The organism is Donghicola sp. XS_ASV15 (assembly GCF_041224595.1).
In the GTDB taxonomy this organism is placed as follows: domain Bacteria; phylum Pseudomonadota; class Alphaproteobacteria; order Rhodobacterales; family Rhodobacteraceae; genus Donghicola.
In genome coordinates, this window is sequence record NZ_JBGFGN010000116.1 from 1 (window position 1) to 16,436 (window position 16,436).

A 16,436-nucleotide genomic window follows, 5' to 3' on the forward strand; every position below is an offset into this window, starting at 1 on the left:
CACCTTCAAATACAAGTCCACGGTGTATATCCCCAAGCCCTCCCGAAATCCGAAAGGGCAAAAGTGGACGACTTTTACGCCGCCCGCGACAACACTATGCCGTCGCTACCGTGGCCGAGTATTGCTCCGCCGTTCACACCGAAGGTCGAGAGCGCGCAGGCTCAATTGACCGCACGGTCCGTCGCTAACATCCAAAGGTGACGGCTGGCCCGCCAGTATGCACCGATTCTCTGGCAGACCGCATCGGGCAGCCCTGCGCGCCATGCGGCCTCAAAACGGGGCCAAGCGCACGCCACGCCGCCTAGATCAGCTTTTTCCCATAATTTCTTGGACTTAGGCGCGTTTTCTCAGCAGATGGGTGAAGAGATGCGCCTGTCCCCTTCGGACACAATACAGCTGACATTACAGAATTTGTTTGCGCCGACTCGGAAATGCCCGCTATAGAAACGTTAAAAATGAGCATGGCGCTAAACAGCGTTACTACAAGAAGCAGGCAAAAGGGAGAGCGCAGGATGCGCATCCACAAATCCCGTATGTCTGCGCGACTGGTGGGACTATGAGCGATACTTCAATCCGCATCAATGAACGGATCCGTATGAATGCGGAAAACATCACTGCTGCGCTTGAAAACCACATGATGACTGCCTTCGCACCGGACGCGCGCAAGGAGCTGCGGCTCTTTTCGGCGGGCGAAGCGGCGGATTTGCTCGGAATTTCGACCTCTTTCCTACGCAAGCTGCACATGGAAGAAAAAATCGACGAGGTGCTGACCAGTGCGGGTGGCCGTCGATCCTATAGCGCCGACGATCTCGAGGCGATCCGAAGTTATCTGGACAGCGCGGCCAAAGTTCCCGGGACTTATCGCAAGGGGCGGCGCCCCGGTGACAAAATCCAAGTCCTGTCCTTTTTGAACTTCAAGGGCGGCTCGGGAAAAACCACCAGCACAATTCACACCGCGCAGCGACTGGCGCTGAAGGGCTACAGGGTTCTGTGCGTCGATATCGACCCGCAGGCCTCGCTGACGACTTTGTTCGGGTATCGTCCTGAAGTCGACTTCGCCGAAGTCGGCACGATCTATGACGCGATCCGCTATGATGATCCCCTGCCCCTCTCGGCGGTGATCCAGAAGACATTCTTTACCGGGATTGATCTGGCTCCGGCGAGCCTCATGCTGCAAGAGTTCGAGCATGAAACGCCCCGTGCACTGATGGACAACGTCCAGCCTGCCTTCTTTGCCCGCATGGCAGCCTCTCTTGCCGAGGTCGAAGGCAACTACGATCTGATCCTCTTCGACTGCCCACCCCAATTGGGGTACCTGACCATGTCGGCGCTTTGTGCATCGACTGGTCTTTTTATTACTGTTGTGCCGAACATGCTGGACGTCGCCTCTATGTCCCAGTTCCTGCAAATGAGTGCGGACCTGCTGGACGTTGTGTCGGACGCAGGCGCGACAATGGACTATGATTTCATGCGGTTCCTCATCAACCGGCTCGAGCCGAATGATGGACCCCAGCAGCAGGTTGTGGCGTTCTTGCGCAACCTTTTTGGCAAAGAAGTCATGACCGCCTCGATGCTGAAATCCACTGCGATCTCTGACGCAGGATTGACGCATCAAACAATTTACGAAGTCGAACGCAGTCAATTCAACCGAAATACGTATGACCGTGCGGTGGATTCACTGAATGACGTGAATGATGAAGTCGAGTCCCTCATCCAACAAGCATGGGGTCGCTAAGATGGCACGCAAAGGCATTCTGAACACCAACATCTCTCCCAAGGGCGACGCACCGCAGCGCCAAAGGTTGATGCCCCAAGGTGCGGTCGGCGCTTTGCAAAGCAGTCTGAACCGCATGCAGGAAAACGCAGTCCAAGAGATCGACACCGCGCTTATCGACAATGCCGGTTTCGAAGACCGCCTTGGTCTGGACGCGGTCGAGCAAGAGCGCCTGAAAGAAAGCCTGAAGACCTACGGGCAACAAGTTCCGGTGTTGTTGCGACCGCATCCGACCTCCAGAGGACGGTTCGAGATCGTGTATGGCCGCCGCCGCTTGGCCGCGCTCCGTGATCTGGGCTTGCCCGTCAAAGCGATGGTCCGCCAGCTGGACGACCACGCGCTCGTTATGGCGCAAGGCCAAGAGAACAACACCCGCACAGACCTGAGTTTTATTGAGAAAGCCAGTTTCGCGGCCCAATTGCAGAATGCTGGCTATGACCGGCCCACAATTGCGGCCGCTCTGGCGATCGATTTGCCCATGGTGAGCCGTATGCTCAAGGTTGGCACGGCGTTCGAGATGGATTTTCTCCGCGAGATTGGCCGCGCTCCTTCTATCGGCCGGGAGCGCTGGATGATGCTGGTCGATCTGTTTGCAGATCAGGCTGCCCGCGGCCGCGCCAAAATTTACATGCGCCGGCCCGAGTTCACCAGCCTCGCGACAGATGCCCGTTTCGAAGCGGTACTTTTGGCCGCGCAGAACAAACACCGCACGACGGCCCCTGCCCCCAAAGCGCCCGCCCGCAAAGCTGCGATCCAGAGCCCCGATGGCGCTGCAATCGCCACGGTCAAGGCGACGGACAAAGGGCTGAGCCTGAGCGTCAAAACACCCGGTTTCGACCGCTGGATCGAAGAAAATGCCAGCGAGTTGATGAACGAATGGTTTGCCCGCTGGCAATCAGACCAGTCGACAGATCAAAGCGAATAAATACGAGCAGATAACCAAAGGAGGCACACTCTAGGACCCCGAAATAAGAAAAGCCCCCCAAGCTAGTTGGAAGGCCCTTCTCGTCTTTAGCATCTTCGAGATACAGCTTCCGAACGAATCCGTCAACTCTGTCGCTTGGCAGGGGCTGGATTTTTGCGTCCTTCGTGATCAGAAAATGACAGCACTCACCACCCGATTTGTCGGGCGGCCGGTATCGGCTGCGCCTGACAATCGGCCAGCGGCCCATGACAAATGGGCTCTGGTCGACGATTTGACCTGCGCGGCCGCTGACTTTGGATTGTCCCACCGCAGCATCGCCGTTCTGCGCAGTCTTTTGACCTTTGTTCCCGCGCGCGATCTCCCTGCCCGTCTTGGTCAGTCGATCGTCTTTGCCTCGAATGCGACCTTGTCCACGCGTCTCGGCGGAATGCCAGAAAGCACACTGCGCCGTCATCTGGCCGCGCTGGTTCAAGCCGGCGTGATTGCTCGGTTCGACAGCCCAAACCGCAAGCGATATGCCAAGAAGCTTGGTTCAGGGATTGCCTGTGCCTTTGGGTTCGATCTTGGACCTCTGGCGATGCTGTCTGCTGATCTCCGCCGCGCAGCAGAGCGCCAAGAGCAGCGATTGGAAGAACACAGCCTTCTTCGGACTCGGATCCTGTGCCTTCGCCAAAACCTGCTTGGCACATTGATCGACCAAGGTATCGATCCCGAAGCGCCCCACGCCCTCAGCCCCCTCTTCGCACAAGCACGGCTTCTGCTGCGCCGCAAGGACAACAACGAAGAGCTCCGCGTGCTGTTGGAGGCATTTGAAAACGCATCATCCTCACCGGTTTTGAGCGTCAGTGACAGCGAAAATGAGCGCCACCAACATAAGGAAAAAAATATTAACTCTGATTCAGAAGAAGATTTGAGCGAAGCACCTTGCCTTGAAAGAACGCTTGCCCATTTCCCAGAGTACAAAAAAATGTTCCCAGATGGCGCAAGTGATTGGCTTGATGTCACGCGGCAGGCGACCAGCCTTGTTCCAATGATGGGAATTGATGCGCCAGTCTACGAAGTGGCAAAGCGCTATCTTGGATCGCATATCGCCCCGATTGCTGTGCTGTGCATTTTGGAAAGATTTGAGCAGATCAACAATCCAGGCGGATATTTGCGGCATCTTACCAAACAGGCCAAGGCGGGCGAGTTCGATTTGAAATGCTTGCTGCGCACCGTCAATGGGATTGTCAGCTGACAATCCGGCAATATTCAGATGTCTGCACAGCGTTCCGAGGTCATGCGTTTCAAAGCGCTGTTCCAGAAACGCAGGCATTGCTGCGCTCTAGCGCGCCCTTGATTGTCAGCTGACAATTTGCCGTCAGTCCTTGTCCAGAAGATCGGTTGCTGGGTTCACCGCAATGTCGATGTCGTCATAATATTTCTGGGCTTGCGCCACCGAACGGTGAAGGCTGAGACGCATCGCCGCCTGAATCGGGGTCCCGTCCAAAGCGGCCTGCGTCAGAAACCCAGAGCGCAATCCATGGGGGCTCGCAAAGTTCCGAGGCAGACCTGCCAGAGAAAGACGCTTCTTGACGATTTCATAGACGCCATCCGCCGACAAAGGACGCGCCAAGGGCCGCCCGGATTTGCTAATCGGTCGGAACAATGGACCGTCTGTGATGTCACTCGCGATCAACCAGTCCATCAATCCGCGCGCTGCGATCCCCTTGAGAACGAGTTTAGGTGTGCGTCCCTTCTGGGTGGTCTTGGTCCCAACGAGTTGAATCCAGATCAGGCCCTCTTCGGCGAAATCGGACAGTTCCAGATCTTCGTACATGAGACCTGCTATCTCTGACCGGCGACGCCCGCCAGAGGCCCACCCCAACAACAGGATTGCTTTGTCTCGGCGACCACGAATGCCCTGCCCTTCGCAGGTCGCCAACATGTCTTGCAAGACATCGCGAACAATCGGCTTCTCTGACTTCGGCGCACGGGTTCGCGCCGCCGCACGCCGTGCTTTGGCGCGGGTTTGCCGCACCATTGGCATGTCGAATGGCGAAGCTATGTTCTTCATCCGGTGGAAGGCTTGCCAAGAGGCAATTCTACGTTCCAGCGTTGATGGTGCGGGACACGCCAGTGACTTCCGAAGCTTGGCCGTGATCAACGCAGCAGCGGCATTCCGACCATGATCACTGCGATCCACATTTCGGAGATCCCGCGCATGATCCAGAATAAAGGCGATGGCGACGTCCTCTTTCTCTGGCCAGTCCAGAGGCGCGGCGAACCGTGCAGCTTTCCATGCGGTGATGTAGATCAGATCTCTTTCGTAGGCGCGCAATGTGTTCGCAGGCGTGCCCCGAACATATAGGTCCGTAAGCGCCTGCTGGTCCGCATCAGAAAGCGTGAGAGCGGTCGAAGGGATATGAGAAATCTGAGACATGGGTGCCCGTTTTGCGTCTGCCTGAAGTCCGAGGATAAAGCCAAACGGAGGGCGATGTCATCACGCGCTGGGGATCAACCCAAGAATTGTCAGCCGTACAGGGGGCGCCGCTGCGGCGATTGGGCAATCAGGATTACGATGGGTCGCACCGGCTGGGGTGCGACCCATATCTAAGGCGGTGACCTTATGCGGGTTGCAGAGCCATTTCCCGCGCCCGAGAGATGGCTTTGGCCTGATCGCCCTGCGGGTCGGCGGTCAGAAGCGAAGGCTGGAACCGCGTGACGTTCACTTGGGTGACGCCGATGAAATTCAGCCACCAGTCCAGATAGGTCGCGTGGAAGTCGGCTCCGTACTTTGCCGGAGCACCCGGCGCATAGACGCCCGAAGTGTAGAAGACCTGAGCCGTTTTGCCTTCGAGCAACCCGCTATAGCCCGCTTCGGGATCGAATCCAAAGAGCAAGCCGGGCTGGGTGATGATGTCGATGTATTGTTTCAGCTTGTAGGGAATTCCGCCATTCCACATGGGGACAGAGAACACGTACTCGTCCGCGTCGGTAAAGCGTTGGGTGATCGCAACGATCTGGTCCCACGCGGTCTGCTGGGGCGCGTCCATCTGGCCCAAGCCAAAAAAGGTCATTTTAGCGGCGGCTTTGTCCCCATCAAATTCGGGCAGATCAGCGGACCACAAATCCAGTCGATCCACCACGAGTTCAGGTTCGCCAGCAAGCCGCGCGTCGAGATAGGCGTCGGCCAGTTTGCCTGACTGCGAATTGGTCCCGCGAGGAGAGGCGGCGACATAGAGCAATTTTGTCATTCGTACATCCTTTGCATGTTTCAAAAAAACGGGCTGTCGAAAGATCGGTGAAAAAAATGCCGTTGGCCTGTTTGGCCAATAGTAACTGTTAAAATGATCAATCAACGGTTATCTGGTAGCGGATGAAAATCCATCGAAACAGCAAACTTAATGTGAAGGCCTGTGTTCAGATGTAACTGGTCTAAGTTGCCTAAGACGGTTAACAGAGGAGGATTCCGTCACGACGTCAGAGCCATGCCCCAAGAGACCAGACCAGCGCCATTCTTTGTAGGTGAGAGCCCTGCGCTTGATTTCCTGAACACCGTGGCCAAGCCCCGGTCGGAGCAATTCGAGTGGCTGGCGACAGGCGCGGATCTCTTGGATTGGCTGGTGGCGGCTGGATTGGCCACCGAGGCGGAGTTGGCGCATTTCCGGCGTCCCGACTGTGAAACAGAATTGGAAGACGCCCGGATGCAAATCCTCGGGCTGCGAGAGCAGTTTCGTGAGTTTATCGAGGATGTTCACGGATCTGCCTTAACAGCGACCGATCATCCCTTTGTTGCCACGCTGAATGAGCTTCTCAGGCGCGGACCGCAGTATTGGCAACTCATGCCGGCTGATACGTCCAGTCGCGAGGGCAGGGGCTACGTGAAACGCGAGGTGCACCCCTTGGGGGCACCGGTGGATCTGATCGTGCGTCTGGGCTTCTCTATCGCGTCTCTGATCGCCGAGGCCGACTTCCGCTATCTTCGCAAATGCGAGGGGCAGGGGTGCACGCTGTTCTTTCTGGATGTGAGCAAAAACCACAAGCGCCGATGGTGCTCGATGGAGGTCTGTGGCAACCGCGCCAAGGCGGCCGCGTTCCGAAAACGGTCCTAGCTTCTGCGGCGGGGCAGGGCGCGGCCGATTGTCAGCAGACAATTTCAGGCCGAGGCGAAATGCACCGAAAACCCGCTGGTGTTTCCCTTGCCGTTCACGCCGTTCTGGCGGCTGTACCGCTGGAGACGATGGGGCGCCATTAAATGCAGTCAACCGAAGAGGGCAGGGTTAAAGTGGCCGACCCCCTGTGCTAGGTCCCAAAGGGTCTAAAGACGGCCCAACAAAGTTCATCCAGTTTCCGAGGACGCGGTGACGACACACTTGCAACCCACCCTTGCGGACTACGCGGCCAAAGCGGCCGACTGCCTTGCCCCTGATGTGAAAGCCTACTTTCTTGCCGGTGCGGGCAACGAGAAGACTTTGGCTGCAAACAGTGCTGCCTTTGACCAGGTCTCGGTGATCCCGCGCCACTTGTGTGACCTTAGATCGGGGAGTGCCGCTGTCGAAGTGGCCTCTCTTCGGATGAGTCATCCCATCATCATAGCGCCCTTTGCCTATCAGACGTTGCTTTGTCCGGACGGAGAGGTCGCAACCGCCCAAGCAGCGGCGGCGCAAGGGACGCTCATGACCCTGAGCGCCCAATCTGCCTGTGACATGCGAATGGTGCGCCAAGCCGGGGCAAGCTGCCTCTGGTTCCAGCTCTATTGGCTTGGGACGCGAGAGGCGACGCTCGGGCTGTGCCAGCGTGCGGCGGATGCCGGATTTCAAGCAATCGTCCTGACAGTGGATGCCCCTGTCCACGGCGTCAGGGATTCAGAGATCCGAGCGGGCTTTGTACTGCCCGAAGGCACGCGGGCGGTCAATCTGGAGGGGGTGGAGCCGCCCAAATTTGCGCCGCTTGATGACGGAGAAAGCGCGATTTTCGACCGTATTGCCCATGTCGCACCGCGATGGGAGGACGTCGCGTGGCTGATCGAGGCATCCCCGTTACCTGTGATGATCAAGGGCATCCTGCACCCTGACGACGCGAAGCAGGCACAGCAGATCGGGGCAACGGGGGTGATTGTGTCCAACCATGGCGGGCGTGTTCTGGACGCGGCGATTGCCAGCCTGCGTGCTTTGCCTGCGGTGCGGGCAGCTGTGGGCGCGGAGTTCACGGTTCTGATGGATGGGGGCGTGCGCCGCGGGATCGACGTGTTCAAGGCCATGGCCTTGGGCGCAGATGCCGTCATGGTGGGGCGCCCTGTGATCCACGGGCTCGCCGTTGCCGGAGCGGCGGGGGCCTCTCATGTCCTGCGGCTGCTACAGGACGAGTTCGAGATTGCCATGATGCTGGCGGGATGCCGGACATGTGCCGACATCACGCCAGAGAAGGTTCATTTGAACTGGTAGTTCAGGGGCACGACAAGCGTGAAGCTGTCCCCGCGGAGGTGCACCGGCGGGGTCGGCAATTTGCCCACGTCTTCCAGAACCTTTAGCGCAGCATTATCCAGTACCGTGTGGCCCGAACTTTCTGCGATGTCCTTGGACTGGATGTTGCCATAGCGATCAATGGTGAACCGGACTTTGACCGTCCCCGTGATCTTTTGCTTGCGGGCCTCAGCGGGGTATTTGCGCGCTTTGCCGATGCGCAGCACCACGTCTTTTTGCCAGTCCATGATTTCTGCGGTGGCTTCAGCGCTCAGCCCCTCTTCTTTGGCCTGAGCCTTTTCGGCGACCTCGGGGGCGTCAACGCCCGACACCGAACCGGCAGAGGCATCGCGTGCCTCGGACCCCAGTTGGCTCTCGGCTTCGATCTGTTCTTCATCGAACTCGGTTGCCGTTTCGTGTGCGATCTCTTCGGTGTCCGTTGCAGGGTCGGGGCTGGCAACGCCGAATTTCAGTTCGTCATCTTCGACGTCATAAGGGACTTGGTTCAGGATCGGTTCGTCTGCGGCCTTGGCGGGATCAACGGCCTCGGCGCTTTCGGTGACGGTGGGGGCATCCTCGGCGGCAGAGACTGCGGCGGCGTCCTCTCCGGTGGTTTCGGGCGCTGCGATGATATCCGACAGGTCAAAGAACATGGCCCCCTCGATCGAAGCCTCTGCGGTTTCGACAACAGGTGGCGGGGCTTCGGGGGCCTGACGAAAAATCGCGGCCCCCACAAGCAGATGCAGACCGACGCCCGCAGCGATTGCGCCAGACCACAGAAGCGGGGCAGGGCGGGTTATGGGATCAGCAAGAGACATGGCTCACTCGGCACTCGGCGCAGCAGCGGGGGGCGTCGGGGGCAGGGCGCCTGCGGCCTCGGCGGCTTCGGGGCCGGCGGATGCAGGGTCAAGCCCCACCAGACCAACCTTTAGGTAACCATCGGAACTGAGCATGTTCATCACCTTGATCAACTCGCCATAGGGGACGGACGCATCCGCGCGGATGTAGAGGCGTGTGTCGCGCTTGAGCATGGTCGCGATGCCGACCTCCATCACCAGTTCATCCAGCGTGATGCCGACCTCGCCCACGGAAAGCGAAAGGTCTTCTTGGATCGTGATGAACACCGGCTTTTCGGGGCGTGTCGGGGGCTCTGCCACAGCGACGGGCAGCTCGACGGGAATGTCGACGGTGGACAGGGGCGCGGCCACCATAAAGATGATCAGCAGCACCAGCATCACGTCGATGAACGGCGTGATGTTGATGTCGTGGTTTTCGGACAGATCGTCCGTATCGGACAGCTTGGCTCCCATGGGTTATTCCGCCGCTGTGATGGCTGCGTTATGGGGCATCGCCGGCTCGGATTGGGTCTGCTGCACGGCAGGGGCAGCGCTGTCCAGATCGCGGCTCAGGGTCCGTTCTACCAGTGAACTCGCATCGCCAAGCATGACTTTGTAGCCGCTCAGGCTGCGGGTGATGACGTTATAAAAGATCACCGCAGGGATCGCGGCAACCAGCCCGATCGCGGTCGCCAGCAGCGCTTCGGCGATCCCAGGGGCCACAACGGCAAGGTTGGTGGTCTGGCTTTCTGCGATCGAGATAAAGCTGTTCATGATGCCCCAAACCGTGCCGAACAGGCCAACAAAAGGCGCGGTCGAGCCAATGTTCGCCAGAATGCTGGTACCCGATGACATGCGGCGGGCAGAGCCTGCTTCGATCCGGACAAGTACGGCGGAGACGCGTTCCTTGATGCCGCCGACATTGGTGGCCTTGACGGTTTCAGAGGCGTCACGCTCTTTGCGGGCCGCCTTGGCCATGCGGCCCACGACACCGCGCAGCCGCGGCTGATCGCCCAAGGACAGGGTCGCCAGTTTGTCCAGGCGTCGGTAGTTCAGGGTCATGGACAGGCGCGCCAGCATCAGGGACGCCATCTTGCCGATAAAGATCACCCAGGTGACCACAGAGGCAAAGGCGAGCGACAGCATCACGCCTTTGACCACCCAGTCGGCGGCCATGAACATGCCCACCGGGGACATGTGATCCTGACTGTTTTCGTCCAGCCAGGTCAGAATGTCGAAATACATCGGCTTGGCCCATGCGGGCAGTTGCTGTGGGTCGGCAAATGCGGACAGGTCCGCAGCGACCGCGCGCGTTGCGAAAAGAGCGGCGAACACCGCAAGAATGAGGAGAATGCGTTTCATATCAGGTATCCACCCAGATGCGGATCATGTTGTGATAAATGCCTGTCAGTTTGACGACTTCGGGATCGTCAGCGCCGTTGCGCATCGCCAATGTCTGGATCGTCTGGTCCAGATCAAAGAGAACGCGGCGGTGCTCGTCGGATCGGACCATGCTTTGCAGCCAGAAAAAGCTGGAGACGCGGGCACCGCGAGTCACCGGGCGCACTTCGTGCAGGCTGGTTGAGGGATAGAGGACCATGTCGCCGGCCGGGAGTTTGACCTCTTTGGTGCCGTAGTAGTCCTCGATGTAGAGTTCGCCGCCGTCGTATTCGTCGGGCTCGGCGAAAAAGAGGGTCATGGACAAGTCTGTGCGCAGGCGGTCCTGCGTGAGGGGGTTTACACGAATTGCATTGTCCACATGCAGGCCAAAGGTCTCTCCGCTGGCGTAGCGGTTGAACATGGGCGGCAGGATCTTGTTGGGCAGAGCCGCCGACACGAAGGTCGGGTTCTGACCCAGTTTTTGCAGAATGAACTGTCCCACTTTTTGCGCGAGTTCGCTGGTGGGGTCCAGCTGCTGGTTCTTTTTGACCTCTGCGGATTGGGCACCTGCGGTCGATTTGCCATCCTGCCAGTCGGCAGCGTCCAGCAGTCCGCGGCAGTGGGCAACTTCTTCCTTCGAGAGCACTTGGGGGATCGTGATCAGCATGGTGCACCTGTTGTGTGAAACTGGAGTAGGGCCACCCGCAAGGGCAGCCCCACCGAGGGAAATCTTAGGACAAGATCAGAAGCGGAAGTCGATCGACACCGAGACTTCGCGGCCGGGGGCCACGTAGGTGAACGGGCTGCCCGAACGGTAGGCGGAGTCGTAGTAGGTGACGTCGGTCAGGTTGGTGATGCCAAAGCGCACCTCTGCCTGATCGTTGATGTCATACGAACCGACCATGTCCCAGGTCCACGCTTCTTGCAGGGTGTTGCCGTTGGGAACGGTGGTCCCCAGATCTTTTTCGCCCTGGAAGTTCGCACGCAGGCCGAGCATCAGCTCGTCTGTGAAGTCGTAGGTTCCCAGCAGGTTGAACTGCGAGTGCGAGATGTTGGGCAGGCGCTTGCCTTTGTAGTCGTCGGTGCTGGCGTCCAGAATTTCACTGCGCATCCAGGTGCCGCCACCGAACAGGCCGATCTTGTCGCCGATACGGCCGGAGACCCCCAGTTCGATCCCTTCCATTTTGTACTTCAGGGTATCGTCAGTGGTGCTCGAACGCTCAAAGGTCACGGGATCGACAGTGGTCACATCCTCGCGGCCATTCTCGCGAATGGTCTGGAAAAGCGCAGCGGTCAGCAGCAGATTGTCGTTGTACGAATACTTCGCGCCAATCTCGTAAGAGGTGTTCTGCTCGGGCTTCAGGTCCTGACCGTTTTCATCCAGACCGCCGTAGAAAGAGCTGCCGCCCGACGCGATTTCCTGACCCATGGGCGTGGTCGAGGTCGCAACCGCACCGTAGAAGCTCAGGTTGTCCTGCGGCTTGTAGGTGACGCCTGCGTTCCAGTTCCACATGGTGTCTTTGCGATCATACTCGTAGGCTTCGCCAGAGCGGAAGTCGGTTCCCTTGCGTGTGATGTCATACATGTCCACGCGAACGCCGCCGTTGATCTGCCACTGGTCGTTCAGTTCGACGGTGTCCATCGCATAGAGCGAGTGGGTGATCACGTTGGTCTCGGTCCCGTTGGAGCTACGCACAGGATCGTCGCCATTCCAGCAACCCTCGGCTTCTTGGTCAGGGTCGGTGGCCGAGACGGCACAGCCGCGGAAACCGTCGGGCGCCTGATAATCCTCGGAGGTCAGGTTGTCATAGCCCCACTTCTTGACGTTCTCTTCGGTGAAGTTCGCGCCAAAGGTCAGCGCGTGCTTGCGGCCGCCCCAGTATTGTTCGCCGGTCAGTTCCAGCGTATCGGACAGCACGTAGGTTTCCTGATAGACCGATTTGCCACCAACCGCGACGAGCCAGTCATCGGGGTCTTTGGAGTCGTTGGTTTCGATGCCGCTGGGAACCGAAGCCACGTAGTCGAGGATCGAGGTCGATGAGCGCAGGGTGTTCGTCAGGGTCATGCCGTTGTCGAATTCAAAGATCCCGCGCGCAGTGCCGACCGACTGGGTGCTCTTTTGGAAGTCGCGATCGGTGATGCCGTACCACGTGTCGCGATCCACACCCAAAGAGGTGATCGGGCCGCGCCCTGCGATGTATGGAACGCCCCAGTCAGGTTGGCCGTCCATCTTGGTGTAGCTGTAGTCCAGTTCCAGCGTGAAGTTGTCCATCACCTTGTAGCGGGTCGCAATCGACGCACCCAGACGATCATCTTCGACGTTCTCGCGGCCCGCGACTGCGCCGTCCTGATACATGCCGTTCAGGCGGTACTGGAAGCGGTCGTTCACAGCGCGGTTGACGTCAGCGGTGACGCGCTTGGTGCCTGCGCTGGTGACTTCGCCGGTCACCTTGTTGAAATCGACGTCCTGCGGTTTCTTGGAAACAGCGTCGATAGCGCCACCAGCGGTGCCGCGTCCGCCAACGGTACTGGCCGGACCTTTGACGATTTCGATCTGCTCGGTGTTAAAGGTCTCGTGGATCGCGGTGCCGGGGTCACGGACGCCATCCAGATAGAGGTCGTTGGTCGACTTGAAGCCACGGATGTAAAGGTTGTCGCCGTAGCTGTTGCCGCCTTCGCCAAAGCCCAAAGAGATGCCGGGGGTGCTGCGCGCGATTTCACGAACACTGGTGGTACCGGTGGTGTCCAGAACCTCTTTGGTGATCGCGGTCACGGTGCGGGGAGTATCGATGATCTCGCCGGGCAGTTTGCTGTTCGACAGGGTGTCGGCCTTGAAGGGCGCATCGGGGTCAGCATAGGGGTTTGTGCCGGCCGATGCCTGAGCTGCGGCTTGGGCTGCGGCAGCGGCTTCTGCGGCCGCTTGTGCTTCGGCAGCTTCTTGGGCTGCACAGACCGGTGTGCCCGCGAATTCGGGGGTACAGGTCTGCGGTGCAGCCGGAGCCGCAGCGCGGCGCGTGTTGGTGGTCCGACGGGGGGCCGCAGGCGCTGCTGGGGTTTCTTCGGTGGTTTCGACGTTTACAGTCGGCAGGACGATTTCTTCTTGCGCGTAGGCGCTGCTTGCGCCTGCGGTCGCGAAACACGCAGCAGCAATCGATAGACCCAGAACTTCGCCGAGAGTGGATGACTTGCTCTGCTCAGGCGCAGAGACCGTCAGGAGATCCTTTTTCATGGTCGCTCACAAATTTTGATAAGATTATCGGCGAGCTTGATAAGATCTGGCTAGCGGTTGGCCGCCTATTAGGTGAGTCTTTTAGTCGTGTAAAGATTTCGTGACTGAAATTTACCTGTGCTTGATGTGCCGTTGCAGCGAAGCAGCACATTCGCGCCATCGGGCGAAATGGGGGATCTGCCCACCGGCCAAGACATTATTGTCCTAGAAGCGGCCCACACGGGCTGCCGCATCTCTGCTCAAAATCTTGGTTCGGGAAAGAAAAAGGCGGCACACAAGGGAGGAGGAGATGTGTGCCGCCAAAATTCGAAGTCGTCGCCAGGGAGGAGGAGAGGCGACGGCTTATGTCTCTAACATGAGCGATCCCGTCCATTCTGACAATGGACAATGCTGCAGTGCGGCTATGCACTAGCGGAATATCTAAATTAGTGCCTAAATATCAATCAAAAGTACGGGTTTTCGGATCAATCAGGTAGGTTTCATAATTTTATCAGAGGCTTAACCCCTAAGCGCATCCCTGACCCAAGGGCTGCAACGAGGCGTTTCTTCAGCAGCCAAGCGCGGTGGTAGCAGACCAAAGCGCCTTGAGTGCGGGTCCGCCCTGTGAGTCCTGCTGATTCCCAGAGCCCTAAAATATATCAAGGTGATACTTGAGCGGCCTCAACAGCTTCGACCAAGGTGCCAAGATTCTGCTGCACCGAACCAGCGTCGCAGGTCAATTCCGCGAGCGTCGCCCCATTTTGCAAGACGTTGATGCCGCCCACAGGCACAGCGTCGGAATTTCGGTCAATGGACCACCATACCTCGTAACCGTAGTCGTCCGAGTAAAAGGTCACAGTCTCCCAGATTGTATTTCCGACCCCGTTCCAAGGCGTGGCGATCAGGCTGGCCTTGTCGGTGATGATCTCTTTCTCGACCTCGCCAGTGGTCTTGAAAAAGGCATAGGCCGCATTGTCGCCCTCAGCCCAGTAGGTCGTGTCGCACACCTCAACGGCTTTTTTGCCATCATTGAAGGTGCAGGCAAACATAACGCTTTCGTCCAATGTGCAGTATTGGCCCGCCAGAGCGGCTGTCGTTGTTGCGGCAGAAAATACGAGGGCAAGGAAGATCTGTTTCATATTTTGTCCTATGAACCCCCTCTGGGCATCGGGGGAGATATGGCAGGGTCCGTTTCACCGGTTGGTCCAAGGTGTAGAGACCGCATGCATTTGCACGCAATGAAGAATACGGCTGTCCTGCAATTTGTATGGATTTCCAGACCCCGAACGACACCTGACAGATTTGGGCGGTTTAGAAGAGTTTGGCGTTGCACACCCGGCAGACTAGCTTAGGCAAATTGCCCGAGGCACCGACGAGCGCTGCGGCGGGCTGGCTGGCACGAGGACTGGAATAGGGCGGATATGGCTGGAAAAGCTTTGAACAAAGCGAACTTGATCGCGCTGGGAGAGGAAACCTTGGCAGAGCTTTTGTTGGAGGCTGTCAAAGGGGATGCCGCACGTCAGCGGCGGGTCCGTCTGGTGCTGGCTGCGGATCAGGGGCCAGAGGCGATCGCGATGGATGTGCGCAAACGCTTTGCCACGATCCGCAAAGGACGCAGCTATATCTCTCGGAAAAAGCAGAGGGTTTTGGCCAAGGAATTGGCTGAGTTGACCGAGATGATTGAAGCCCGGATCGCAGAGGCTGATCCCAATCTGGCCTTTGAGCTGCTGTGGGAACAGTTGCATCTGGCCCACGGGATCTACCAAAGGACGGATGACGCATGGAGCGCAATCCGCGATGTGATGACTCAGGCGATGGACGCCGTGGCGCGGGTGACTCCGTCGATGTCAAAACCGGCAGAGGATCTGGCCGAAGATGTGTTTGACGCTGTTGTCTCTGACGTGTTCGGGACATTCGAGTACGGGGTTCGGGCTGTGTCCGAGGCGTTGGGCACCGCAGGGCTAAAGCGTCTGAAAACGCTGGCTTCCGAGGCCGCCGAAGCGCCCGCGCCAGAGGCTGAAATCGCGCTCTATGCCGTTTTGACCGGCGCGTCTCGGTCCGAAGCGCGCGCCAAGGCCGCACGTCAAAGGCGCTTGCATCTGCTGCTTCAGGATCTGGCCGATCTGGAAGGGGACGTGGACGCTTGGCTGGACCAATTCACAGAAGCGCAACTAGTAAGCCCGACCGTGGCGCCCGCTGCGGCAGATCGCTTGCGGTTGGCGGGCCGTGCCGAAGAAGCCTTGGGGCTGGTTCTCGAGGCCAGATCGCGGGACAACGGGCGGGATCGGCCCGATTTGGACGAGGCATATTTCGCCTGCCTCGATGCGCTGGGGCGCAAGGATGATTTGCAGGAGGCTTTGTGGCAGAGATTCGAGACCCATCTATGCCCTGATGCATTGCAACGTCACCTGAAGCTTCTGCCAGACTTTGATGACATCGAAGCAGCAGATCGCGCCCGTGCCCATGTTTTGGCGTACCGTCCGATTGCGCCTGCGCTTCTGTATTCTCAGCGGGCACAGGACATGACTTTGGCGGCGCAATTGGTCATGGAGCGGCATACCGAAATTGATGGCGAGGCCTATGAGCTTCTTTCGCCGCTCGCAGAGGGGCTAGAGGCGCATCACCCGCTCGCGGCTGTGGTGATCTGGCGGTCGATGATCGATTTCGCACTCCGCAAGGGGCGCTCTGCACGGTTTGGCCATGCGGTAAAGCATCTGGAAAGCTGTGCTACTGCGGATATGCAGATCGTGGACTACCAAGGCCACCCGACCCATTTCGACTATGTCGAGGGGTTGCGCCGGAACCACGGGCGCAAAGCCGCCTTCTGGGAACGGCTGGACCCCTAGATGCCAACTGGAGGTCGGACGGT

Annotated in this window: 14 protein-coding genes; 6 read left to right on the forward strand and 8 right to left on the reverse strand. The window is 58.6% G+C overall.

Features of this window, described 5'->3' with window-relative positions:
• Nucleotides 1–556: 556 nt before the first annotated feature.
• From repA to repC, 3 genes are all read left to right on the forward strand, one after another.
• The gene (gene repA, locus AB9K37_RS05760) at nt 557–1,735 is read left to right on the forward strand and encodes a plasmid partitioning protein RepA (protein WP_369835978.1); all 1,179 of its coding nucleotides are present in this window, start codon (nt 557–559) and stop codon (nt 1,733–1,735) included.
• Nucleotide 1,736: 1 nt separating this feature from the next.
• On the forward strand, nt 1,737–2,699 hold the full coding sequence (gene repB / locus AB9K37_RS05765; protein WP_369835979.1) for a plasmid partitioning protein RepB: 963 nt from the start codon (nt 1,737–1,739) through the stop codon (nt 2,697–2,699).
• A 175-nt stretch (nt 2,700–2,874) separates the two neighbouring features.
• On the forward strand, nt 2,875–3,936 hold the full coding sequence (repC, locus tag AB9K37_RS05770; RefSeq protein WP_369835980.1) for a plasmid replication protein RepC: 1,062 nt from the start codon (nt 2,875–2,877) through the stop codon (nt 3,934–3,936).
• Between the two features lie 123 nt (nt 3,937–4,059).
• Here repC and AB9K37_RS05775 read toward each other — a convergent pair whose 3' ends face one another.
• Both AB9K37_RS05775 and AB9K37_RS05780 read right to left on the reverse strand, forming a co-directional pair.
• Nucleotides 4,060–5,121 (reverse strand): site-specific integrase, encoded by a 1,062-nt coding sequence (locus AB9K37_RS05775; RefSeq protein WP_369835981.1) that lies wholly within the window; start codon nt 5,119–5,121, stop codon nt 4,060–4,062.
• A 184-nt stretch (nt 5,122–5,305) separates the two neighbouring features.
• On the reverse strand, nt 5,306–5,935 hold the full coding sequence (locus AB9K37_RS05780; protein WP_369835982.1) for an FMN-dependent NADH-azoreductase: 630 nt from the start codon (nt 5,933–5,935) through the stop codon (nt 5,306–5,308).
• 234 nt (nt 5,936–6,169) lie between these two features.
• On the opposite strand from AB9K37_RS05780, the gene AB9K37_RS05785 reads away from it, so the two are divergent.
• Nucleotides 6,170–6,793 (forward strand): CGNR zinc finger domain-containing protein, encoded by a 624-nt coding sequence (locus AB9K37_RS05785; RefSeq protein WP_369835983.1) that lies wholly within the window; start codon nt 6,170–6,172, stop codon nt 6,791–6,793.
• 249 nt (nt 6,794–7,042) lie between these two features.
• The gene (locus AB9K37_RS05790) at nt 7,043–8,125 is read left to right on the forward strand and encodes an alpha-hydroxy acid oxidase (RefSeq protein WP_369835984.1); all 1,083 of its coding nucleotides are present in this window, start codon (nt 7,043–7,045) and stop codon (nt 8,123–8,125) included.
• On the opposite strand, the gene AB9K37_RS05795 is transcribed toward AB9K37_RS05790, so the two are convergent.
• The 6 genes from AB9K37_RS05795 to AB9K37_RS05820 all read right to left on the reverse strand — a co-directional run bounded on the left by AB9K37_RS05795 (nt 8,110) and on the right by AB9K37_RS05820 (nt 14,706).
• Nucleotides 8,110–8,961 (reverse strand): energy transducer TonB, encoded by an 852-nt coding sequence (locus AB9K37_RS05795; protein WP_369835985.1) that lies wholly within the window; start codon nt 8,959–8,961, stop codon nt 8,110–8,112. The genes AB9K37_RS05790 and AB9K37_RS05795 overlap by 16 nt on opposite strands.
• A gap of 3 nt (nt 8,962–8,964) precedes the next feature.
• The gene (gene exbD, locus AB9K37_RS05800) at nt 8,965–9,453 is read right to left on the reverse strand and encodes a TonB system transport protein ExbD (protein WP_369835986.1); all 489 of its coding nucleotides are present in this window, start codon (nt 9,451–9,453) and stop codon (nt 8,965–8,967) included.
• Between the two features lie 3 nt (nt 9,454–9,456).
• Nucleotides 9,457–10,341: a tonB-system energizer ExbB gene (gene exbB, locus AB9K37_RS05805; protein ID WP_369835987.1), complete on the reverse strand. Its 885-nt coding sequence runs from the start codon at nt 10,339–10,341 to the stop codon at nt 9,457–9,459.
• A 1-nt stretch (nt 10,342) separates the two neighbouring features.
• Nucleotides 10,343–11,026: a Fe2+-dependent dioxygenase gene (locus tag AB9K37_RS05810; RefSeq protein ID WP_369835988.1), complete on the reverse strand. Its 684-nt coding sequence runs from the start codon at nt 11,024–11,026 to the stop codon at nt 10,343–10,345.
• A 75-nt stretch (nt 11,027–11,101) separates the two neighbouring features.
• Complete coding sequence (locus tag AB9K37_RS05815; protein ID WP_369835989.1) at nt 11,102–13,588, reverse strand: TonB-dependent receptor; 2,487 nt, start codon at nt 13,586–13,588, stop codon at nt 11,102–11,104.
• Nucleotides 13,589–14,226: 638 nt separating this feature from the next.
• A complete protein-coding gene (locus tag AB9K37_RS05820; protein WP_369835990.1) occupies nt 14,227–14,706 on the reverse strand; it encodes a hypothetical protein in 480 nt (159 codons plus the stop codon).
• Nucleotides 14,707–14,988: 282 nt separating this feature from the next.
• Here AB9K37_RS05820 and AB9K37_RS05825 point away from each other — a divergent pair, with 282 nt between their 5' ends.
• Nucleotides 14,989–16,413, forward strand: coding sequence for a DUF6880 family protein (locus tag AB9K37_RS05825; RefSeq protein ID WP_369835991.1), 1,425 nt, complete (start codon nt 14,989–14,991; stop codon nt 16,411–16,413).
• Nucleotides 16,414–16,436: the final 23 nt, after the last annotated feature.

Bases quoted from the DNA above. Each gene is read 5' to 3' on its own strand.
- repC (WP_369835980.1), top strand. From the start codon at position 2,875: ATGACAGCACTCACCACCCGATTTGTCGGGCGGCCGGTATCGGCTGCG.
- AB9K37_RS05795 (WP_369835985.1), bottom strand. From the start codon at position 8,961: ATGTCTCTTGCTGATCCCATAACCCGCCCTGCCCCGCTTCTGTGGTCT.
- exbD (WP_369835986.1), bottom strand. From the start codon at position 9,453: ATGGGAGCCAAGCTGTCCGATACGGACGATCTGTCCGAAAACCACGAC.
- repB (WP_369835979.1), top strand. From the start codon at position 1,737: ATGGCACGCAAAGGCATTCTGAACACCAACATCTCTCCCAAGGGCGAC.
- AB9K37_RS05780 (WP_369835982.1), bottom strand. From the start codon at position 5,935: ATGACAAAATTGCTCTATGTCGCCGCCTCTCCTCGCGGGACCAATTCG.
- AB9K37_RS05775 (WP_369835981.1), bottom strand. From the start codon at position 5,121: ATGTCTCAGATTTCTCATATCCCTTCGACCGCTCTCACGCTTTCTGAT.
- exbB (WP_369835987.1), bottom strand. From the start codon at position 10,341: ATGAAACGCATTCTCCTCATTCTTGCGGTGTTCGCCGCTCTTTTCGCA.
- AB9K37_RS05815 (WP_369835989.1), bottom strand. From the start codon at position 13,588: ATGAAAAAGGATCTCCTGACGGTCTCTGCGCCTGAGCAGAGCAAGTCA.
- AB9K37_RS05820 (WP_369835990.1), bottom strand. From the start codon at position 14,706: ATGAAACAGATCTTCCTTGCCCTCGTATTTTCTGCCGCAACAACGACA.
- AB9K37_RS05825 (WP_369835991.1), top strand. From the start codon at position 14,989: ATGGCTGGAAAAGCTTTGAACAAAGCGAACTTGATCGCGCTGGGAGAG.
- AB9K37_RS05785 (WP_369835983.1), top strand. From the start codon at position 6,170: ATGCCCCAAGAGACCAGACCAGCGCCATTCTTTGTAGGTGAGAGCCCT.
- AB9K37_RS05810 (WP_369835988.1), bottom strand. From the start codon at position 11,026: ATGCTGATCACGATCCCCCAAGTGCTCTCGAAGGAAGAAGTTGCCCAC.
- repA (WP_369835978.1), top strand. From the start codon at position 557: ATGAGCGATACTTCAATCCGCATCAATGAACGGATCCGTATGAATGCG.